Consider the following 19,186-nt stretch of genomic DNA (forward strand, 5'->3'; position numbering starts at 1 on the left):
AGCGCCGCCCTCGGAGCGGGTCATGCCTGAGATGGAGCGATACGCGGATTGGTACAACAAGACCGGGCCGGGGGGAGCAGAGCCGCTTCCAGCGCTGACGCGCGCAGGGCTAAGCCACCTCTATTTCGAGAGCATCCACCCATTCGAAGACGGCAACGGACGCTTGGGTCGCGCCCTCGCTGAAAAGTCGCTGGCGCAGAATATTGGCCAGCCGACCCTCATCTCGCTCGCCTTCACCATCGAGAAGCAGCGCAAGGCATACTACGACCAGCTCGAGCAGCATCAAAAAACGCTCGATGTGACCGATTGGCTCGTCTGGTTCGCGGAAGTTGTCTTGAAAGCCCAACAGGCAACACTCGACCGCGTCGGCTTCTTCATCAGCAAGGCACACTTCTACGATCGTCACAGAGACCACTTGAACGAACGCCAGGCCAAGGCCATCGCTCGAATGTTGCGGGAAGGCCCTGGCGGTTTCAAAGGCGGCCTCAGCGCCGACAACTACCTCAAGATCACCGGAACCTCACGCGCGACCGCGACCCGCGATCTGCAGGATCTGGTCGAGAAGGGCGTGCTCGCTCGAACCGGCGAGCGGAGGCACACGCGATACTGGTTGAAACTCGACTGGAGTGAATAAAAATTGCATGAAAACAACAATTTATAAAAAATCCGATAATTCGTTTTATGTAATTTTTTTGCCCTATTGATATTTGAATCGGGCTAGCTAAGAATCTGAAAAAACCAGCGCGGTAAAATAGCTCCAAGTAGCGCTTTATTGAGAATGCTTCCCCGGATTCAGCCTGTTTGAGCTGCAACGAGCATGACGATACAGGACGAAGGCCGCCTGAAGGCGGCATGGAACCAGAAGACAATCCCTGTCGCGCTTCGCCGTGACGGCAAGGGCGAACGGGTCAGGGTCCGCCTTCCTTATGCGGACGACAACTATGCCTGGCTCAGGAATGGCCGGCGTATCCGGCCAAGCTGGAACTCGGCACTGGGATGCTGGGAGAGTCCCAAGGCATGGTTCAATGACCTCGTGAACCGCTGTCTTCGCCGCTGGGGCCTGATCTATGTCATCCAACCCTACCGGGAGCAGGAGATCTGCGCTCCGGCCTGCATGAACGCCATCGGCCATGAGTGCCAGTGTTCCTGTATGGGGGCCAACCACGGCCAGGGCGACGATGGCGGCTGGTTCTCGACAAGCGAGGCCTTCGCGGCCCGATGGGGCGACCGTGAGCTCGCCTGTCGTCTCATGACGGTCAGCTCTGAAAAGTAGAGGCCCGGCCGATATGGCCAGGCCTGCGACAGACGTGCAGATGATGGTCATGACCAGACAGAGAGGCCCGTCGAGAACAAATCACAGCTTGGGGCGATCCTGTTCTGGAACCTCCCACGGGTCTTCCAGGGTGACGATGCCGTAGCGGACGCCGTCGTGGCCGGCCTTCGGAAGAAAGGTGATCATCCCGATATCCAGGATCATCCCCTTGTCGTGCATGTGCTGCTGTCGGAAGTGACCGAAGTGCATGAGATATCCGAGGCCCTCCAACTCGAGACACAGCGCAGAGATCGCGGCCGAATACTCAAGCCGCTGGCCGGCGCTGCTCATATCCCAGATCCCGTCCAGATCGGTCATCCAGTCCGAAATCGCGGCAGTCAGTTCGAGGGCATTGCCGGCCTCCACCGCGCCGGCGTTGATCAGGAGCCCGTGCCATTCGCGGTTACGGGAATAGAAGTCGTTGGGCTTCCTGATGGGGGACGTGGGCACAAGCACCGTCTTTTTCAGCGCGCGCTCCATTTCTTCCTGCTGGCGCTTCTCCTCCTCGGGGGTGGGCTTGGAGAAGACCTTGATGTCGAACCCGAGGCCGCGCGCGAGGCTTCGCAAGGTCTGCACCTCGGGCACGTGCCGTCCGCTTTCCACCTTCTGGATCGTGCGGACCGTCAACCCGGAGGTGTCCGCAAGGTTCTCCTGGGTTAGAGAGAACATCTTGCGGATATACTTGCACTGGTTGGCGATATACTCGGCGTCTCGTTCCATCGTTTCCATCAGATCACTCCATGTTGCTGACAGGAATAGCATGGCACGCCGGCTCTGGGGGGGCCCCGAACGCAACCCGAACGCTCGACTGTTATCCCGCCCCGGGGCCGCTGTCCTTGCACCAGTCAATCCGCCCCTGCCGGATCCAGAAGTGACACCGGCATTCGTTCGTCTGGCGGACCGACGGCGAGATGGTCGGGCGCCTCAGCCAGTCTGACATGGCCGTCCACCTGGGCCTCCGGTTCTTGCTGAGGGACAGTTTGATGGTCTCGCCGCACCCACCAGGGCAGTGGAAGCAGGCCCATTTGTCGACGCCATCGCGCACGATGGTCATCTCCCCCGGCACGATCTGATCCGGCGTCGGGTGTGTGGGTGTTACCCTGGCAAGCAGATCACTTCGTGGAATGAGGCGGAAGAGCTCGAGGCTCTTCCGCAGAATGTCGATCATCATCCCGCTCACCCGATGCGATCCAGGAACGGATCGATGTCGCCGAGACCCCAGTATTCCTCGCTGCCGCAGACCGGGCAGTCGGACCGGGGCTGCGCCGCCTGCGAACGCTCTAAACCCTTGTCGAGCTTGCGATAGCGTTGCCATGTCCATCCACCGCCGCCGCGGAAGTCGACGAGACCGGCAAGAAGTTCGTTCACTGCCATGGTGGCGGCCTCGGAGGTGAAGGTCACGACGGCCGGCGCGGGATTACCTCCGCCGCGGACGTAGGCTTCGGTCTTCTGCCGTTCATATTCGGCGGGGTCCGATCGCTGGAGGTCCTCCTCGCGAGCCCTGACGCGATCGACTGTGCCGCGGCAGCCGTGGCACGCCGACGTGGGAAACAGCACGCTGACCCGCGCGGCCATCTCGAGGAGGCCGGGCTCACCATCGTCACGGGGCATGAGGACCAGCCCGACATCGATGACCGGGATCAGGTAGAAGTGCGCCACGCGGTTCAGGTAGAGGCGCCCGGCGTGATCGTCCGTGCATCCGAAGATGACGTCGCAGGATTTCAGCGCGTCACGGATATGCGGCGCATCCACCCAGCCGTTCATCGACCGGATCTCGACGTCGAGGCCCATCATCGTCACCTCGCGCGCCATGACGTCGACCTTGGGCACCGCGTTTTCGGCATCCTTTCGGGTCGCGCCATACAGGCGGTTCAGGTTGGAATGCTCGACCACGTCATCGTCGATGACCAAGATGCGCCCCACGCCGAGGCGAGCGAGGAGATGGACCACCGGGCTGCCGGTGCCGCCGCAGCCGACCACGGCAACGGAGAGCTGTTTGAGGAGTCCGTTGACCTCCGGCCCGAAGGCCAGTGCCTGCCGGGCCAAGGCTTCCGACGGGGTCGGCACGTCGGTCGACTGGATCTCGAGCCGAATGCCGATGACGGTCACGCGGTGACAGGGCAAGGGTGCCATGTCGTCTTCCCAGACCCGTGCCCGGTAGAGGCCGTCACCGACTTGCACGACGCTCACCAAGCGTGTCCCCTCGCCGTTACGGTTCCGAGCCATGGTGAAGAGGTCGCGCTCGTTGCGATCGTCCTGGTCCGAGAAACCGTCGAAGCCTCCCGGGTGACTATGAACGATCGCCGGCACCAGGCCTTCCTCCTTGGCCCGGCGACAGAGCTGGGCGAAGGAGTTGGTATTCCAGGTGACGTGCTTGTCGCTGGCATCGACGCGGTCCTCCTGCGGGATCGCGATGACCTCGTAGGAGGTGTAACGGGTCCGCGGCTCGAGGTCCCAGGGGTCCTGCGCGATCTCGCTTTTGCCGAGCAGCATGTAGGCGGCGCCCTCGTGCCCACGGGGGTGCGCGAGCAGCGCCTGCAGCTTGTCGCGGTGACGGGCGTGGAGGGTGATGTCGCTGCGCTTCATGCCGCCACCTCCAGGGCCTCTTCGACCCGCTTCAGCATGGTCCAGATGCCGTCGGTGCCGGGACGCCACTGGTTGTTATGGCGAGACCAGCGCTGCCAGTTCTGGCCATCAAAGGCCTGGCGTGCCTGCGTGCAGCGGGGCTCACGCTGGCCGGCAAGGAGCTTCAGATGCGGCACGGCGTAGAACATGTCGGGGGCGACCTCGGGATACGAGGGCGGCAGCAGGATCAGGATATCCACCTGGGCGACCTGATACTTGCCTTCCGGCAGCGTGATCCCGGTGAGGATCACGCCCTTCTTTCCGCCTTCGATGACCTCGCGAACGGTGATGCCGCGACCCTCGAGGTAGAGGCGATCCTGACGGGGGAGGAGGCTCATGCCGCACCCCCTTCCGTGGTCTGGGGCACGCCGGTGAAGAAGTGCTCCAGGCCAGCATCCGCGAGGCAGATCAGATCGGTGTCGCCGACCAGGATGTCATCCTTGCCGGGGATCACCTGCCAGACGGCGAACTTCGCGGGATCGACCCCGGCCAGCTTCTTGAGCACGCGCCCGCTGATGACCTTGTGGCCCCACTCGAGGCGTTTGCCATCGATGTCGAAGCGGAAGGATTCCGCGCTCGGGAAGACCAGGAAGCGCTCGACCTGGCCAGGGCGCAGATCCGTGGTTTCCTCGAGGCGCAGTTCTTCAAGTTCACCGTTGCGCAGCACCTGGAACACGAGGTGTTCCTCGGCCTTACGGAAGTCGGCCCCCTCGATGATCTGGCGGCCGGTGGGCGTCGGATCGTCGATGACGGCGTCGGTGAACTTCAGGTCGTGGTCGCCGACTTTGACCTTGTAGGGTCCGTGGTCGCGGGGCTTGCGGCCGGCCTTCAGGGCGGCCTGGAGATCTTCGATTTCCATCTGTTCGGTAGTCATGGCAGCAAATCCTTTTCTTGTCTGCTCGACGCCCGCAGCAGGCGCCATCAATGGTGTATGCGCGGCACAAGAGTGTTCGCGTTCGTAGCCTTAATATTTTTTTGAATTTTCTTGACTGCGATAGGTCGCTGCGTGCGCATATGTATATTAAGAGCAGCGAAGATGGCGATTGGCATGGCGAAAGACACACCCCAAGAGTTCAATACCCTCAAGGAATTCACTGACGAACTGGACCTTCTCTTCCGCGATGATGTCGCACTCAGAAAGCTCCTTCAGAAGGCGCGTAACTGGTGCATTCGGAACAACCGAGTCGGCGACGAGGAGGAGGTCCTTCAAGAGGCCGTCATGAGGGTGATGAAAAGTGAGATCACCGGGACACGCCAATGGCCCAAAGGTGTTGCACTTATGGACTTTCTCTCCGGCGTGATGCGGAGCATTGCATCGGAGCGGCCTAAGATCGGGTTTCGCAAGAACGCCGACAAAGACATGGAGGCCGCGAAGGACATTGCCTCGTCGTGCAACCAAGAAGGGCAGCTCTTCGAGAAAGAATTTATGGCCCGCTTCATGGCGCTCTTCGAGGGTGATGACGATTCACAGCTATACCTCCTGGCTCTGGAGGAAGGGCAATCGAAGTCCGAGATCATGACGGGCCTCGACTGGAATGAAAGGGAATACAACACGGTGGTGCAGCGGGTCAAAAGGACACGCAACGCACACCCGGAAATGAAAGAGATGCTCAATGGCGAAGGATAAGAAAACCTTTCAAGATCGCCTGGCGGAGGAAATCGACGAAGCTATCACGAACGCTTCAGACGAGGATATTCGAAAAGAGGCTGAAGAGGCCGGGGAGGACATTGCTGCTTTCGGTGATCGCATGAGAGCTTGGCTGGAGACCGCGAAAGACGAGGTCGCCGAAATGGCAATGAAGGAAGCCAAGGCCGCAGCTGAGCAAGATCGTGCAACGCGCGACCAAAATGTCGTCTCCATGGCTCAACGCAGGCCTGCGAACAGGCCTGGCAACTTCATGCCCGATACGGTGGCCGCTCGTCATGGAAAGAAGCTGTCGGAGAGAGACAGAAAAGGGATCGAGAAGGACTTGGAAGACCTGTTCGACGATGACGCTTGGCCTGACAAAAACGGCGATGAAGAATGACTCATTCTCCGCGTCGTGCTGAGGAGATCCTCCAGGCTTTGCGCCTGAAGCGACCGGAAGACATCAACCTTGAAGCCATTGCCTGGCTTCAAGGTGCCAAGGTTGACTACCGGGAAATGGACGGATGTGAGGCTTGCATCCATGGTCGAGCTGACGTCGGCCGCGCGATAATCGCCGTGAATGACGCGCATGGAAATCTACGGCGCCAGAGGTTCTCCCTCGCACACGAACTGGGGCACTGGGAATGGCACAGGGGAGAACATCTGTTTTGTGCAAAAGAGGATATCGGGGGTAGCAAGGGGCGGGAACGAGGAATGTCCCGAGAGAAGGGCGCCAACCGGTTCGCCTCAGAGCTGTTGATGCCGGAGTTCATGCTCAAGAGCGCTCTGAATGACTTCAAGAAATTCGATATGCGCACCGTCCGTCTTCTTTCGGACGCCTTTTCTGTCAGCAAGACGGCCATGGCGTATCGCTTGGTGGATCTGGATTTCGAGCCGAGCCTCCTGGCCTCTTACAGCCGCGGCGGCCTCAACTGGTTCAAGAGATCGAAGAGCGTCGGGGAGCGATGGTTCCTGCGTCGAACACTTGACCCGCAGAGCAACGCTCACGATATCCTGCACAAGGGAGCCCGGGACGACATCTCGCTGTCTCTTATGGACGCGGACACCTGGTTCGATACAGAGGGCGCCGATCGGTATGAGCTTGCTGAGCAGTCGTTCCGTGTGGGTGACGACGAGGTCATGACCTTGCTGGTCCTGAAGAGCGAATACATGATGGCGCGATAAAAATTCACAACTTCAATAGCTTCTTCACCCAGCAAGTGCTCAAGCTGACTTAAATTTACCCACGCTGTATTGACGAGATGCCTCAGACTGTCTCCCAAGCATGCGTTCGTACACCTGCCGCTCCTGCTCTAGATCACGTGCTTGGTCGGCTTGCGCTTCACGTTCACAGCCTTTCGCGTATCGCTTCAAAGCAATACATCTCTTGGGAAATGACCGTGCAGCGTTTGAGTTCAAAGTCAGTGGCTGCATCGGGCCGCTTCTTCAAATTTCGCCCAATAATTTGTAGCCCCGCCGCTTCTTCGTCGCCGACAGCTTCATCAGAGCGTTGACCGCCCTGCCCTCGTCATCATGCTGTTCGATTAGCATCTGCCCTCGAAGCCCGATACGGCCCCATTCCCGCACAAGGCATGCGCCGCCAAACAGGTCCGGCTGAACGCTCATTCGATAGAAGCGCCGCATGTTGAGAGACGGGTCGATCCGCTTGAGATCGACCGTTGTCGGGAACACTTCCATTTGCTGCGACGTGTCGAACATGTTGTTGGCGCCTCTCTCCAGACCACAATATCAAGCGCTCTTCGACGTTTCCACATTGTTCTGTCCCGAAAAGAAAGAGAGGGCTCACGCCCCCTTCTCGAACTTCATGACCGGGATGCCGAGCTTCTTGGCCTTGTCGGCGAGGTTTTCCTGGATACCGGTTCCGGGGAAGACGAGGACCCCGACCGGGAGCACATCCAGCATCGCGTCGTTGCGCTTGAAGGGCGCTGCCTTGGCGTGCTTGGTCCAGTCGGGCTTGAAGGCCACCTGCGTCACGCTGCGAGCCTCGGCCCATTTGGCGGCGATGAGCTCTGCGCCTTTGGGGCTGCCACCGTGCAGGAGGACCATGTCGGGATACTTGGTCCGGACCTGGTCGAGCTTGCCCCAGATCAGGCGGTGATCGTTGAAATCGGTCCCGCCGGTGAGGGCGACCTTGGGACCAGCGGGCAGCATCACTTCGGTCTCGGCGCGGCGCTTGGCGGCCAGGAAATCGCGGCTGTCGATCAGAGCGGCGGTCATGTGCTGGCGGTTCACGATTGATCCGGTGCGGGGGCGCCAGGTCGATCCCGTGTGATGGACGAACTCGGTGGCGGCGTGATCGCGCATCATGTCCATGCAGTTGCGCCGTTCAACGAGAGTCAGGCCTTCGGCCGTCAGGCGCTCGAGTTCGACGGACTTCACTTCGGAGCCGTCCTGCTCGCGCTGGAGGCGGCGCTGCGCCTGCTCGTTCTCATCGAGCGTCCGCTCGATCCGGGCCGTGGCGCGGTGGAAGAGGTTGACCTGGCCCCAGAGCACCTCTTCGAGGTCGGGTTCCATACGGGTGTCTTCCAGGGTCGCGACGAGGGCGTCGAAGATGTCGGCGACGGCGACGGCGAGGCGCTGCCCATCGGGCATCGGGCGCGGATCGGGCCCGTCAAAGGGGCGATAGCCGTAGAGCTGGAGCTCGTCGAGCGCATGGGCGGTCTGGGATGCGCTATGGGCGGGTTCATACGCGTCGTCGTGGGTGTGGATCGTCATCGGTTTCTTGCCTCCGGGCCTGTCTCGTCCGCGCGTCATCCCGCGCGGCCTTCATGGGCAGACCCGAGCCGTCGGGGCGGTTGCCCCTTCACCCCGGCTTCACCGGGGCCGGAACAACGTGGAGGAGGTCGGCAGGGAAGCTATTTGTCTCGCGATGCAAAGGCGGCTTTGCCGCCGGCGGAAATAGCTTCCCTTCCGACCTTGCAGGGGCAACTGCTTTGACGGCCTGCCCATCTCTTGAAGGCCGCTCGGGTGACGGGTGGATGCGGAAGGCCCGGGATGGGGTGAGGACGACGATCCAAAGCCACGACTGGGATGCAGCCCCCTTCCCCGTACTCCCAGCCCCCCCTGCGCGATGCAGCTCAGCTGGGCAGGCGATGCCGATCCTCTGGCCCGATCTGACCCGCCAGATGCTGGCGCAGCGCGTCCTTGCCGTTTGCCCGAAGATCATCGTTGAAATCCCCGAGCCGCGGCTCCAGCACGCGCACGTGCACCCCGACCTCGGAGGCTCTGGCGCTCAACTTCTCTGCCGCGCGATGCCCGGCCGGATCGCGATCGATGGCGATGTAGAGGCGCTGGAGCCCCTCCGGCAGCAGAACCGCCCCGAGGTGTCCCGACGAGAGCGCCGCCCAGACGGGCAGACCTGGGATTGCCTCGGACAGGGACAGCATGGTCTCGATGCCTTCGCCGATGACGAGGATGTCATCCTGCGGGGTCAGCCTGACAGCATTGCCGAGGAGGTGACCCATAGCCCGACGCTCTGGCTTCACTGCCGCCTTCCCCTGCCCGTCAGCGGCCAACCAGGTGCGATGCACGCCCTGAACGGCCCCTGCCCCATCGGTAACCGCCGCGATCATCGCCGGTCTGGGGATGTTCCGGGTCTGCCCCTCTTCCCGATGCCAGCACTTCGGGTGGAAGCGTAAGGCGCCGTTCGCCCCGAATTGGGTGATGCCTCGGGAACGGAGGTAGGTCTCAGCAAGCGTGCCTGTGATCGGGTTCGAGGCAGCGAACAAACGCGCCGCCGCCGCAGGAGTGCCACCGAGCGCCTTGGCCTTCCTCGGCTCTTGCCTATCCGGGACGACCGGCTGCGGACGGCCAAGATGCGCTCGGGCCTCGGCGAGAAGGTCGGGGAAGCGCGTGATCCCCATCCGGGCGCGGATGATGTCCAAGAGATCGCCATGCTCGCCTGTGGCCCCATCCGTAAACTTGCCCGCTGCCCCTGGTCCCGACGCAGGGCCCGTCAACCGCACGAAGAGCGACCGGCCGGGGTTGTTCTGCAGATCGCCGACGATCCAGTAGGATCCTTCCCGCCGTCCGGCGGGAAGGTAGGCACGACAGACGCCTTCGGCATTTTCAGCCAGATCGCGCACGAGGTCTTCGGTCTCGGAATACATGGGTCAACAACCTCCGCGATCATGTAGCCTTGCGACAGGACAACGTGCAAGCAGACGATCCAGTATCGCGACGCCATCGGCGTCGGTCGGGCAAAACAGCCGAAGCTTCCAGCTGATGATCTCCGAGAAGAAGCCATCGGCCTTGAGCCGATCCTTGGCGGCCTCCGAAAAGCCCGAGAGTTCGATCCGGTTCGCGCCCATGACGCGCGAGCAGTGCAATTCCATCCCTTCGGACAGGCACACCACGGTCTTGCCCTCCAGAACGAGGGCATGGACCTGCGCGGCCGAGAGCTTGGGCGCATCGGCGGCAAGCGTGGTCGCGACCCAGGCAGGCGAGACGCGGCGGCCGATGATGCGCTGCCCGTCATCGGTCTGAAGGCGGTAGACGCGGGTTTCATCCTGGGGGAGCTGCTTCCAGATCGGCAACAGGAGGCCAGCCACGATGTGCAGCGTGGTTTCCGAGAACTCCGGCACCTCGACCAGTTCCGCAGTCCAGGCGGCGGAGAAGGCTGCGCGGTCGGCCTCGAGCCAGTGGGTGTCCTCCATGACCTTGGCCGGGACCGTGCTGGCATCAAGCGGGCGGATCAGCCTGAGGCGTGGCTCGATGGTGCCATCATCCAGCATCAGGCTGGTGGCAGGCACCTGCACCGCGGCGCGGCCCGAGCGGCTGTTGACCAGCAGCCGCGCCTTCGGGTCGTCGAGCAAGTCCAGCGCATCCACGAGCGCGGTCGGCGTGTTGCGCCGCTTTTCCGCGATGGTCAGGAGCTGGGTTTCCGCGCCGGAGCCGGGATGGGTGTAGATCACCCGCGCATCCGTGACGCGGAAGCTCTCGGCGCACAGCGTCTCGAGCCCGAGGTCATAGACCCCGGCAGCGATGGCACCTTCGATGCGCTGATCGAGCAATTCCTCGAAACCCGAGAACAGCACGGCCTGCATGTCGATCGTCAGTGCGAGCAGGCGATTGAGGAAGGTCGTGATCGGCGGCAGATCGTCTTTGAGGCCGTTGTCATCCGTCAGGCTGAGCCCGGTCGCATCCTCGAAAGCCCCGAGCGAGCAGCCCGCCACATCACCGCGATAGATGCGGCGGTAAAGCTGGCGCAGCGCATCGCGGGCGTAAGGCGACTCGAGGTTGTCCTCAGGCCGGAACAGCCCCTGACCTCCGGTCTGGCGCTGGCCACGCGTGATCGCGCCAAGCGTGTCGAGGCGGCGCGCAATGGTCGACAGAAACCGCTTCTCCGCCTTCACATCGGTGGCCACCGGTCGGAAGAGCGGCGGTTGCGCCTGATTGGTGCGGTTGGTGCGGCCCAAACCTTGAATCGCCGCGTCTGCTTTCCAGCCGGGCTCCAGGAGGTAGTGGACCCGCAAGCGCTGGTTCTTCGCCCCAAGATCGGCGTGATAGCTGCGCCCGGTGCCGCCGGCGTCCGAGAAGATCAGGATACGCTTTTCGTCATCCATGAAGGCTTGGGTCTCCGAGAGGTTCGCGGCTCCAGCCCGGTTCTCCACCACGAGCCGTGCCGAATGCCCTTCGCCCTTGCGCACGATGCGCCGCGAGCGGCCCGTGACTTCGGCCACGAGATCCGTGCCGAAGCGCTGGACGATCTGATCGAGCGCACCAGGGACCGGCGGCAGCGAAGCCAGCTTTTCTATAAGCGCGTCACGATGGCGGACGGCTTCGCGGCATTCGACCGGTTGGCCGTCGCGCGTGACGGGGCGCGACGAAAGATTACCTTCGCTGTCGGTGAAAGGCTCGTAGAGCTGCACCGGGAAGGAATGGGCGAGGTAATCCAGGACGTATTCCCTGGGCGTGATGTCACAGCGGATATCGTTCCATTCTTCGGTTGGGATTTCCGTCAGGCGGCGTTCCATCAGTGCCTCGCCCGTCGAGACGATCTGGATGACCGCCGCATGACCCGCAGCCAGATCGGCATCGATAGATGCGATCAGCGTGGGGGTCTTCATCGAGGTGAGCAAATGGCCGAAGAATCGCTGCTTGGCGGACTCGAAGGCTGACCGCGCGGCAGACTTGGCCTGCCGGTTGAGCGTGCCGCTGTCGCCCGTGATGTTCGCCGCTTCCAACGCCGCGGTCAGGTTGTTGTGGATGATGGCGAAGGCCCCGGCATAGGCATCGTAAATGCCGCGCTGCTCGGAGCTAAGAGCATGTTCCAGCATCTCGTATTCGACACCGTCATAGGAAAGCGACCGCGCTGTGTAGAGGCCGAGCGCCCGGAGGTCGCGGGCCAGAACCTCCATCGCCGCGACCCCGCCAGCCTCAATGGCTTCCACGAATTCCGACCGGGTCTGAAAGGGGAAATCCTCCCCGCCCCAGAGCCCGAGACGCTGAGCATAGGCAAGGTTGTGGACCGTCGTCGCGCCCGTGGCCGAGACATAGACCACGCGGGCATTCGGAAGTTTGTGCTGCAGGCGCAGACCCGCCCTGCCCTGCTGCGATGCCATGGTATCGCCCCGCTCGCCTTTGCCCCCGGCGGCATTGGCCATGGCATGGCTTTCGTCGAAGATGATCACCCCGTCAAAATCCGTCCCGAGCCAGTCGACGATCTGTTCAACGCGGGATTTCTTGGCCCCCCGTTCTTCCGAGCGCAGCGTCGCATAGGTGGTGAAGAGAATGCCCTCGGTCAGAGGGATGTCGCGCCCTTGTGCGAAACGCGACAGCGGCGTCACCAGAAGCCGCTCCTGGCCAAGCGCCGACCAGTCGCGCTGCGCATCCTCCAGAAGCTTGTCGCTCTTCGAGATCCAGAGCGCCTTGCGTCTTCCTCGGGCCCAGTTGTCGAGCAGAATCCCGGCCGACTGACGGCCCTTTCCCGCCCCGGTGCCATCGCCGAGGAAGAAGCCGCGGCGGAAGCGGACGGCGTCAGCGGCCTCGTCGGGCGCGGCCGAGACCACGTCTCCGGTCTCATCGACGGTCCAAGACCCAGTGAGATGCGCGCCATGCGCCTCGCCCGCGTAGATGACGGTCTCGAGCTGCGCGTCGGACAGCAGGCCGTCGCGCAGGACGGCCGGGGGCAGCTTGGGGCGGTACGTGGGTTTCGGCGGTGCGACAGAGGCCATGGCCGCCGATTGCACAAGCTTGGTCGGGTGCGATGCGGCGTCTGGGATGTCGATAGCCTGCAGACGGAAGGTCTCGTAGATCGCATCGGACAGCCGTGCGGCGTCTTCGTCCTCGGCGGCGTCGCGGAGTGCGTAGTTTAGGTCCTCGGCCTCGATCGGTGTGTCTGGTTTCGCCGGTTGAGCGGCAGAGGTCGCGCGCGATCGGCTGGTGGTTTTGCGTGCGGTGAGGGCATGATTTCCTGGGAAGAGGGAAGAGTGGCCCAGACCCGCATTTGCGGCCTGATCCAGCTCGACACGCGGCGGGACCTCGGCGGTGATCCGGGACATCAGATGTGCGGCGTCAGTGGACATCTGCTGGCGCAGGTCTGCGGTGGTGCCGCCCGGCTCGCCGCCGCGGCATTTATCGAAGACAGAAATCCGCGTCTCGAAGCTCGTGCCATGCTTGGCGAAAGCCGCGCCCGATACCGCGCCGGTGAAGACGAGATGGGCCGTCTCGGTCAGACGGCCGAATGTCTTGGCCCAGGCCGGCGCATCCGGCGCGAAACTGGCCCCTGTGATGGCGACGAGCCGCCCGCCGGGGGCCAGCCGGGCAAGGGCCGAACGCAGATGCCGGGCCGTTGCCTCGGTCGACCGACCATCGACATTGGCTTGGGCCGAGAAGGGCGGGTTCATCAGGATGACGCTCGGGCTTGAGCAGGCGTCGAGATGATCATCGATCTGCGCGGCATCGAACCGGTTGACCGGTCGGGCCGGGAACAGCAGGCGCAGAAGATCGGCGCGAGTGTCCGCCAACTCGTTCAGAGCCAGAGTGCCGCCGGCGATCTCGGCGAGGATCGCCAGAAGCCCGGTCCCGGCAGACGGCTCTAGGACAAGATCACGGGCCGTGATCTGTGCTGCCGCCACAGCCGCGAGCCCCATGGGCAGCGGCGTCGAGAATTGCTGAAAGCGCTCCATCTCTTCCGACCGCCGGGTGTGCGTGGGCAAGAGGCCTGCCACCTTGGCGAGGATCGGCAAGAGCGCCGCAGGCGAGCCCGCCCGGGCGAGAAGGGCGCGGCCGAATTTCCGCAAGAACAGAACCAGCGCCACCTCGCCGGCCTCATAGGCGAGCTTCCAGTCCCAAGCACCGGTCGCATCGGAACCGCCAAAGGCATGTTCCATCTCGCGGCGCAGGCGCAGCGCGTCGATCTGAAGCCCTTGCGCCAGATCGGGCTGCAGCGCTTCGGCAACAGCAACGATCGCAGGGGCGGGATTTGCTGCCAACGGGACAATGGGCGCAGGCAAGGACGCCTGCGCAACGGGGGCAAGGTGGGTCATCGGGAAACTCCGGAATGAAGGACAGGATCAGGCCCGGACACCCTCTCTCGGGCAGCCTCGGACCTGATCTTTCCCGGCCCCTCTCTCCCTTTCGCACCAAGGTGTTCCCGACGCTTGGCTTGATTTTGTTCTTGTTATGTTCTATGCTCAGAGCCAAGTCAGAAAGGGGGTTCCACCATGGAAAGCACCAAGCACGCCCTGCCCGCAACGCCCAAGCAGATTGCCTATGCGCGGTCGCTCGCCCTGCGCAACCGGACGCTCCTGCCCTGGGAGGTTCAGCAAGACCGGCGATCTTTGAGCGCCTGGATCGAGGCTCAGGCCCAGCTGAAACCGGTATCGGACATGGACCGGCTGCCCACGTCCAAGCAGGTGGCCTTCGCTGAGAAACTCGCCCGGATCAAAAGGCGCGCCGTTCCGGACGAATGCTTTCGCGACAGGGGGCTCATGTCGAAGTGGATCGACGGGAACAGGTGAGAACGGCACCGGCTGGCTCCGACCTGCCGGAGATTCTGCCATACCGCGGTTTGGCAAACCGAGCGCAGCTGCCAAGCTGTAGGTTGGCAGACTGGACCTTCGGGACATCAGCCTCGGTCAAGCTCCTGTCCGAAGGACCAAGGTCTGGTTCCGGCGGCACGCCGGGAGGTGCACCGCTGCGACCTTCGGTAACCACCGCAAGTCGTAGCCGTCTCTCAACCCAGCGTCTTCAGATCTCCCTCCCCTTGGGGCTAGTCCCTAAGTTCTTTGGAAATGGTGAGATAGGAGCGTCCATAACGCAGGAAAAGCATTTTCATCAAAGAAAACTGTAGATGTCTCTTTGAAAATCTATCACTTTAGGTATCATGGACACCGCAAGGTCACAGAATCTGAAGAAAGTGCTCGATGCCGTACCCGCCGGGTATCTGGTCGACGCGGCATGGCTCGTCTCGCAGGGCATCGCCTATGAGAGCTTCCGTGACTATGTGAAACGCGGCTGGCTGGAGCGCATCGCACGCGGTGTCTTCCGCCGACCAGTCCCGAATATGCAGGCGTCCAACAGCATCGACTGGAAGACCTGCATCCTTTCGATGCAACATATCATGGGTCATGATCTGCATGTCGGGAGCACAACGGCACTCGGTGAACAAGGACATGCCCATTACCTCCGCCTGGGGGAAAGCGCTCCAGTCTGGGTCTATGGGGACAAGGTCCCGAACTGGCTGATCAAACTGCCGACGGATGCCCCTTTCAGTATCCGCCCCCGTTCCTTGTTCACCGATCCGAAGCTGGGCGTGATCGAGGGCAAGAATTCTGGCCTGCCATGGGACTGGGGTCTGACGATGTCGACGCCGGAGCGCGCAATCCTGGAAGCCATGGACGAGTTGCCCCACCATGAGAGTTTCCACACGCTCGACATGGTCTTCGAGAGCCTGACAACCCTGCGCCCAAGGCTGATTTCCGACCTCCTGCAAGCGTGCCAGAAAATCAAGGTCAAGCGCCTGTTCTTCGTCTTCGCGGACCGCCACGATCATCCCTGGCGCAAACGGATCGACCCGCAGGCATTCGACCTCGGAAGCGGCGACCGAGCCTTGATCCAGGGCGGCAAGATCCACCCGCGCTATCGGATCATGGTGCCAGAAGAATTCGTGAAACCGGAGGCCGAAAATGGCGCGTGAGACCTATGAAGCCCAGGTTGCGCTCCTGGTGCGCGTCCTGCCCAATGTCGCGGGCGAAAGCGTCTTCGCGCTCAAGGGCGGGACGGCCATCAACCTCTTCTACCGCGACCTGCCTCGGCTGTCGGTCGACATCGACCTGACCTACCTGCCAATCAAGGAACGCGCCGAGAGCCTGGACGAGATCAACGCCGCGATGGATCGCATCGCGGCTTCCATCGAGACCGGTATCCGCGGGGCAAAAACTCAGCGCATCCAAGGGGGCGGCGGCGGAGCCACCCGGCTCCTGGCGCGCCTCGGGAATGCCGAGATCAAGATCGAAACCTCGCGCGTGACCCGGGGCGTAGTCCACGACCCGGAAGTCCGGACCGTATCTGCCGCCGTGGAGGATGCCTATGGCTATGCCGAAATGCAGATCGTCTCGTTCGAGGATCTGTTCGCTGGCAAGCTGCACGCCGCCCTGGACAGGCAGCATCCCCGGGATCTCTACGACGTCACGCTCCTTTACGAAAACGAGGGACTGACGCAGGACCTCTTCCACACCTTCCTGATCTATGTCGCCAGTTCGCCACGACCGGCGCATGAGCTTCTCGATCCGAACCTGATCGATCTCGAGCAACCCTACGCGCGGGAATTCGAAGGCATGACCAGAACACCCGTCCCGCTCGCTACGCTTTTGGCGACGCGCCTCAAGTTGGTCGCCGATCTGCAATCGAGGCTCGATGACAAGGCGAGGCAGTTCCTCCTGACGCTTCAGGACGGCGAGCCTGACTTCGCGGCGATCGACCGTTCGCAGGCCGCTGACCTACCGGCCGTGAAGTGGAAACTTCTCAACCTGAACAAACTGAAGCGCGACAACCCCGAAAAGCACGCAGCGCAGCGCGACGCCTTGTTGAAGCTCCTGGGTTGAGCCACGGCCATCACCGTCGTGAGGGGCGCTTTGCGTTGGCCGTCCTCATCGCGTCGATGGGAGGCGCCGAAGACGGGTGAACTCAGTCGGCGCTTCCAAGCCCTGTGTTTCGCTGAAATGACCGCGTTTTCGCCCGACGAAAGGCAGAGCGCAGTGCTTCGGTCGGCAAAGGCGGCGAGTCCATCGCTTCAAAGAAGTGCGCATGGTCGATCTGCTTGAGATCGGTGCGGTCAGGGCTTTCAATATCAGGCGTTGCCATCCTTATAGGCCTCCGGGGCAATTACGGTTTTGCGGATTAGCTGACAGCCGCAATCGAGTAGTGCGGTGTCCCATCCCAAACAAGATCCCAAGACGCGCCCGGACGAACGTTCTGAATTGCGTGGGGCTCGAAGCAGACCAGGCAATTCCCGCCCGGTGCAGGAGCCCGGACCGAAGGGTAAATCAGGCCCTTGGATCCGCCCCGACGCAGATGCTGTGCCAGGCTTTGGCCCTCGGGATACCCGACAGCCGGATCCGGATGCAGCGCCGGATGACCTGCCTCATCGGTCATGTCGTTGAAGACGCCGATGAAGTCGGCCAGCAATTCCACATAGCGGGCGCTGTCGTGGAAGCTGCCGGTAAAGCCGAGTTCGCGTGTGCGGTGCCAGGCCACTTCGCTGACAGAAACCATCACATCCCATGCGCAGTACCAAGCGCCGCGCTCCTCGGCGTTGAAGCGGTTTCCGCCGGCGCGGGTGTAAGTGAAGGCTGCGTTGACGTGACTGTCCCCATAGATGCGCAGATCGCGGCTGCGGCGTTGCCAAGCGAGTTCGCGCGGGTCCAGATGCGGGTTGCGCCCGCGTTCGGCCTGTAGACGTCCACTGGTCAGGCCCTCGATCTCTGCCAAGATCTCCATCTCGTCATCGGTATCGACGAGACCGCGCAGCGATGGTGGCTTGTGGTAGGTGGCGGGCAGGAGACGAACGAGACCGCGATCGGAAATCTCGGTCTGCTTCATGCCCCACCACGCAACGCATCAAGATAGGTCCGAACCGCGAGGATCTGCGGCAAACCCCCGTCGATGGCGGTGTCGACTGGTCGGCTTCCACCAAAGAGCGGCCCCTTGTTCGGTCGGGTGAACCAGCTTTTTGCCAGAGGCTCCGAAAAGTAGAGTTCAAGCGACTTGAAGATGCCAATTACAGCGCTGAGCCGCAGCAGTTGGTCCTTGGTGAGCTCCCCAGCGAAATCCGGCTTCTTGGCGCGCTTCCACGTGCTCTCTGACATGTCGGCAAGGCCAGCCGCTTCCTTGAGACTGAGACCCCAAGCATCGGCCACGCGTGCATAAGCTTTCAACGCGACGGCGTTGATCTGTGCGGGTTCCCGGATTTTCTCTGCAACGTACATGGCGTCCTCCATTGGCTTCAATATAGTCCATATGGACTTACTGTAAAGATCAAATGAACCTTGCGCGTTGATCACTGTTACCCGAACCGCCGCCCTCCTTCCGTGAACGTATACTCGTTGACGATGATCCCCTCCTCGATGGCCTCGTCCGAGGTAAGGTGGTCGTATTCGGCTTCAAGCTGGCGGTAGAGCCAGCGGGCCAGATCGCGCAGCGCCTCGGTCACGAGCTCCTCGGCGTCCTCGGTCGGCGGCTGCCACCTCGGGCTGTCCCGCGTGACGTCGATCGACATGGTGTATTCATGGTAGTAGCGGCCACGGTGGCTGGCCTCGGCGGCGAGTTGGTAGAAGTTTCGCCGCTGGATGGCCTGCAGACGGTCGGCGATGCCATGCAGCGTCGCGTCGGTCGGGGCGTAGTCCCGGATGCGCGTGGCCGCGCCCTTGGCGTGGGACCAGTAGCCCTCGAAGCAGGCGCCGTCGCCCTGGCTCCAGAAACCGGAAAACCAGATGCAAGGCTTGGCCCGCGCCCCGCCACCCATCAGGCGGACGGCGGTGGTCTTCAGGCAGATGCCGAGGATTTCGCAGACCCGCTCGAAATCCTCATAGACCGCATCCCACCAGTCGTCGTGGGGTCCAAGGTCGCGATACCAGTTGCGGGCCTTCTCCTTGGCGGCATCCGAGAGTTCGGGGAACTGGTAGACGGTGGTGCAGATCACCTCAGGCATCGATGTCCTCCCCGTTCAATGCGGCGGCCAGCCATTCTTGCGTGCTGGACCAGCCGATGGATTTGCGCGCACCGAGATCGATGACATGCGCGCCGCCACCAAAGGCGTCGAGTCGTGGCCGAGAGCAGGTCAGAGAATACTGGAACCCCCAAGGGCCGGTGAGGTCGAGCTCTTCAGCAAGACGCAGGACGAAGCGGATGACGGCTTCGACATCGCCGTTCCCGTCATCATGGATCCAGAGGCTGCTGCCCTCGGGCGCGTCCTGGCGCATGAGATCGAAGCCCGCGACATCCGGGTCGTCGGCGTCCTGATCCGCAGCGCGCAGTTCCTGGAACAGCGCGAGTGCACGGGCAGCCTTGTCGGGGCTGCCGACGTCGAGCAGGCACGAGAAATGGGTGAAGTAATCTGCCATGGGAACCTCCTTAATGGGGAAGACCCGGCCAAGAGG

22 protein-coding genes are annotated in these 19,186 nt (G+C 62.5%); 8 read left to right on the forward strand and 14 right to left on the reverse strand.

What is annotated here, in order from left to right:
• The coding region (locus tag G0A00_RS18790; protein ID WP_164183341.1) for a Fic family protein at positions 1-634 on the forward strand (634 nt) is incomplete at its 5' end.
• A 183-nt stretch (positions 635-817) separates the two neighbouring features.
• A complete protein-coding gene (locus G0A00_RS18795) occupies positions 818-1,273 on the forward strand; it encodes a hypothetical protein (protein WP_009574178.1) in 456 nt (151 codons plus the stop codon).
• A gap of 81 nt (positions 1,274-1,354) precedes the next feature.
• Here G0A00_RS18795 and G0A00_RS18800 read toward each other — a convergent pair whose 3' ends face one another.
• From G0A00_RS18800 to G0A00_RS18820, 5 genes are all read right to left on the reverse strand, one after another.
• On the reverse strand, positions 1,355-2,041 hold the full coding sequence (locus G0A00_RS18800) for a helix-turn-helix domain-containing protein (RefSeq protein ID WP_040403100.1): 687 nt from the start codon (positions 2,039-2,041) through the stop codon (positions 1,355-1,357).
• Positions 2,042-2,123: 82 nt separating this feature from the next.
• Positions 2,124-2,483: a DUF6527 family protein gene (locus G0A00_RS18805; RefSeq protein WP_226946310.1), complete on the reverse strand. Its 360-nt coding sequence runs from the start codon at positions 2,481-2,483 to the stop codon at positions 2,124-2,126.
• 5 nt (positions 2,484-2,488) lie between these two features.
• Positions 2,489-3,898, reverse strand: a complete 1,410-nt coding sequence (locus G0A00_RS18810) for a ThiF family adenylyltransferase (protein WP_009574181.1) — start codon at positions 3,896-3,898, stop codon at positions 2,489-2,491.
• Positions 3,895-4,275 (reverse strand): E2/UBC family protein, encoded by a 381-nt coding sequence (locus G0A00_RS18815; protein WP_040403102.1) that lies wholly within the window; start codon positions 4,273-4,275, stop codon positions 3,895-3,897. Before G0A00_RS18815 ends, G0A00_RS18810 begins: the two co-directional genes overlap by 4 nt.
• On the reverse strand, positions 4,272-4,811 hold the full coding sequence (locus G0A00_RS18820) for a multiubiquitin domain-containing protein (protein WP_051130673.1): 540 nt from the start codon (positions 4,809-4,811) through the stop codon (positions 4,272-4,274). The genes G0A00_RS18815 and G0A00_RS18820 overlap by 4 nt, the downstream gene beginning before the upstream one ends.
• Before the next feature lie 162 nt (positions 4,812-4,973).
• On the opposite strand from G0A00_RS18820, the gene G0A00_RS18825 reads away from it, so the two are divergent.
• Genes G0A00_RS18825 through G0A00_RS18835 form a run of 3 tightly spaced genes read left to right on the forward strand, consistent with a single transcriptional unit; the run spans position 4,974 to position 6,749 of the window.
• Positions 4,974-5,564: a hypothetical protein gene (locus G0A00_RS18825; protein WP_009574182.1), complete on the forward strand. Its 591-nt coding sequence runs from the start codon at positions 4,974-4,976 to the stop codon at positions 5,562-5,564.
• Positions 5,551-5,964, forward strand: coding sequence for a hypothetical protein (locus G0A00_RS18830; RefSeq protein ID WP_074646428.1), 414 nt, complete (start codon positions 5,551-5,553; stop codon positions 5,962-5,964). The genes G0A00_RS18825 and G0A00_RS18830 overlap by 14 nt, the downstream gene beginning before the upstream one ends.
• Positions 5,961-6,749, forward strand: coding sequence for an ImmA/IrrE family metallo-endopeptidase (locus tag G0A00_RS18835; protein ID WP_009574185.1), 789 nt, complete (start codon positions 5,961-5,963; stop codon positions 6,747-6,749). The genes G0A00_RS18830 and G0A00_RS18835 overlap by 4 nt, the downstream gene beginning before the upstream one ends.
• Positions 6,750-7,010: 261 nt before the next feature.
• On the opposite strand, the gene G0A00_RS18840 is transcribed toward G0A00_RS18835, so the two are convergent.
• The 4 genes from G0A00_RS18840 to G0A00_RS18855 all read right to left on the reverse strand — a co-directional run bounded on the left by G0A00_RS18840 (position 7,011) and on the right by G0A00_RS18855 (position 14,074).
• Entirely contained in the window at positions 7,011-7,283 is a 273-nt protein-coding gene (locus tag G0A00_RS18840) for a WGR domain-containing protein (RefSeq protein WP_074646427.1), read from the reverse strand.
• A gap of 84 nt (positions 7,284-7,367) precedes the next feature.
• Positions 7,368-8,300: a DUF2493 domain-containing protein gene (locus G0A00_RS18845; RefSeq protein WP_009574188.1), complete on the reverse strand. Its 933-nt coding sequence runs from the start codon at positions 8,298-8,300 to the stop codon at positions 7,368-7,370.
• A gap of 362 nt (positions 8,301-8,662) precedes the next feature.
• Positions 8,663-9,694 (reverse strand): toprim domain-containing protein, encoded by a 1,032-nt coding sequence (locus G0A00_RS18850; protein WP_074646426.1) that lies wholly within the window; start codon positions 9,692-9,694, stop codon positions 8,663-8,665.
• A 3-nt stretch (positions 9,695-9,697) separates the two neighbouring features.
• Positions 9,698-14,074, reverse strand: a complete 4,377-nt coding sequence (locus G0A00_RS18855) for a strawberry notch family protein (RefSeq protein ID WP_164183343.1) — start codon at positions 14,072-14,074, stop codon at positions 9,698-9,700.
• Positions 14,075-14,251: 177 nt separating this feature from the next.
• Here G0A00_RS18855 and G0A00_RS18860 point away from each other — a divergent pair, with 177 nt between their 5' ends.
• The 3 genes from G0A00_RS18860 (at position 14,252) to G0A00_RS18870 (ending at position 16,633) form a co-directional block, all read left to right on the forward strand.
• Positions 14,252-14,548, forward strand: a complete 297-nt coding sequence (locus tag G0A00_RS18860; RefSeq protein WP_038070220.1) for a hypothetical protein — start codon at positions 14,252-14,254, stop codon at positions 14,546-14,548.
• A gap of 365 nt (positions 14,549-14,913) precedes the next feature.
• Positions 14,914-15,726, forward strand: coding sequence for a type IV toxin-antitoxin system AbiEi family antitoxin domain-containing protein (locus G0A00_RS18865; RefSeq protein WP_038070221.1), 813 nt, complete (start codon positions 14,914-14,916; stop codon positions 15,724-15,726).
• Positions 15,716-16,633 (forward strand): nucleotidyl transferase AbiEii/AbiGii toxin family protein, encoded by a 918-nt coding sequence (locus G0A00_RS18870; RefSeq protein WP_164183345.1) that lies wholly within the window; start codon positions 15,716-15,718, stop codon positions 16,631-16,633. The genes G0A00_RS18865 and G0A00_RS18870 overlap by 11 nt, the downstream gene beginning before the upstream one ends.
• Positions 16,634-16,715: 82 nt before the next feature.
• On the opposite strand, the gene G0A00_RS18875 is transcribed toward G0A00_RS18870, so the two are convergent.
• The 5 genes from G0A00_RS18875 to G0A00_RS18895 form a co-directional block, all read right to left on the reverse strand.
• Entirely contained in the window at positions 16,716-16,892 is a 177-nt protein-coding gene (locus tag G0A00_RS18875; RefSeq protein ID WP_018065915.1) for a DUF1778 domain-containing protein, read from the reverse strand.
• A gap of 36 nt (positions 16,893-16,928) precedes the next feature.
• Entirely contained in the window at positions 16,929-17,630 is a 702-nt protein-coding gene (locus G0A00_RS18880; protein ID WP_078542905.1) for an RES family NAD+ phosphorylase, read from the reverse strand.
• Positions 17,627-18,028 carry an MbcA/ParS/Xre antitoxin family protein gene (locus tag G0A00_RS18885; protein ID WP_028095451.1) on the reverse strand — a complete coding sequence of 134 codons (402 nt, stop codon included), beginning with the start codon at positions 18,026-18,028 and terminating at the stop codon, positions 17,627-17,629. Before G0A00_RS18885 ends, G0A00_RS18880 begins: the two co-directional genes overlap by 4 nt.
• A gap of 65 nt (positions 18,029-18,093) precedes the next feature.
• A complete protein-coding gene (locus tag G0A00_RS18890; RefSeq protein ID WP_043872315.1) occupies positions 18,094-18,738 on the reverse strand; it encodes a hypothetical protein in 645 nt (214 codons plus the stop codon).
• The gene (locus G0A00_RS18895) at positions 18,731-19,150 is read right to left on the reverse strand and encodes a hypothetical protein (RefSeq protein WP_074855011.1); all 420 of its coding nucleotides are present in this window, start codon (positions 19,148-19,150) and stop codon (positions 18,731-18,733) included. Before G0A00_RS18895 ends, G0A00_RS18890 begins: the two co-directional genes overlap by 8 nt.
• Between the last annotated feature and the right edge of the window lie 36 nt (positions 19,151-19,186).

The sequence above is a fragment of the Salipiger sp. PrR002 genome, from assembly GCF_010500775.1.
GTDB lineage: Bacteria > Pseudomonadota > Alphaproteobacteria > Rhodobacterales > Rhodobacteraceae > Salipiger.

Excerpts from the sequence above, each read along its gene's own strand:
- G0A00_RS18795 (WP_009574178.1), top strand. The coding sequence starts at position 818 with ATGACGATACAGGACGAAGGCCGCCTGAAGGCGGCATGGAACCAGAAG.
- G0A00_RS18800 (WP_040403100.1), bottom strand. The coding sequence starts at position 2,041 with ATGGAAACGATGGAACGAGACGCCGAGTATATCGCCAACCAGTGCAAG.
- G0A00_RS18805 (WP_226946310.1), bottom strand. The coding sequence starts at position 2,483 with ATGATGATCGACATTCTGCGGAAGAGCCTCGAGCTCTTCCGCCTCATT.
- G0A00_RS18810 (WP_009574181.1), bottom strand. The coding sequence starts at position 3,898 with ATGAAGCGCAGCGACATCACCCTCCACGCCCGTCACCGCGACAAGCTG.
- G0A00_RS18815 (WP_040403102.1), bottom strand. The coding sequence starts at position 4,275 with ATGAGCCTCCTCCCCCGTCAGGATCGCCTCTACCTCGAGGGTCGCGGC.
- G0A00_RS18820 (WP_051130673.1), bottom strand. The coding sequence starts at position 4,811 with ATGACTACCGAACAGATGGAAATCGAAGATCTCCAGGCCGCCCTGAAG.
- G0A00_RS18825 (WP_009574182.1), top strand. The coding sequence starts at position 4,974 with ATGGCGATTGGCATGGCGAAAGACACACCCCAAGAGTTCAATACCCTC.
- G0A00_RS18830 (WP_074646428.1), top strand. The coding sequence starts at position 5,551 with ATGGCGAAGGATAAGAAAACCTTTCAAGATCGCCTGGCGGAGGAAATC.
- G0A00_RS18835 (WP_009574185.1), top strand. The coding sequence starts at position 5,961 with ATGACTCATTCTCCGCGTCGTGCTGAGGAGATCCTCCAGGCTTTGCGC.
- G0A00_RS18840 (WP_074646427.1), bottom strand. The coding sequence starts at position 7,283 with ATGTTCGACACGTCGCAGCAAATGGAAGTGTTCCCGACAACGGTCGAT.
- G0A00_RS18845 (WP_009574188.1), bottom strand. The coding sequence starts at position 8,300 with ATGACGATCCACACCCACGACGACGCGTATGAACCCGCCCATAGCGCA.
- G0A00_RS18850 (WP_074646426.1), bottom strand. The coding sequence starts at position 9,694 with ATGTATTCCGAGACCGAAGACCTCGTGCGCGATCTGGCTGAAAATGCC.
- G0A00_RS18855 (WP_164183343.1), bottom strand. The coding sequence starts at position 14,074 with ATGACCCACCTTGCCCCCGTTGCGCAGGCGTCCTTGCCTGCGCCCATT.
- G0A00_RS18860 (WP_038070220.1), top strand. The coding sequence starts at position 14,252 with ATGGAAAGCACCAAGCACGCCCTGCCCGCAACGCCCAAGCAGATTGCC.
- G0A00_RS18865 (WP_038070221.1), top strand. The coding sequence starts at position 14,914 with ATGGACACCGCAAGGTCACAGAATCTGAAGAAAGTGCTCGATGCCGTA.
- G0A00_RS18870 (WP_164183345.1), top strand. The coding sequence starts at position 15,716 with ATGGCGCGTGAGACCTATGAAGCCCAGGTTGCGCTCCTGGTGCGCGTC.
- G0A00_RS18875 (WP_018065915.1), bottom strand. The coding sequence starts at position 16,892 with ATGGCAACGCCTGATATTGAAAGCCCTGACCGCACCGATCTCAAGCAG.
- G0A00_RS18880 (WP_078542905.1), bottom strand. The coding sequence starts at position 17,630 with ATGAAGCAGACCGAGATTTCCGATCGCGGTCTCGTTCGTCTCCTGCCC.
- G0A00_RS18885 (WP_028095451.1), bottom strand. The coding sequence starts at position 18,028 with ATGGAGGACGCCATGTACGTTGCAGAGAAAATCCGGGAACCCGCACAG.
- G0A00_RS18890 (WP_043872315.1), bottom strand. The coding sequence starts at position 18,738 with ATGCCTGAGGTGATCTGCACCACCGTCTACCAGTTCCCCGAACTCTCG.
- G0A00_RS18895 (WP_074855011.1), bottom strand. The coding sequence starts at position 19,150 with ATGGCAGATTACTTCACCCATTTCTCGTGCCTGCTCGACGTCGGCAGC.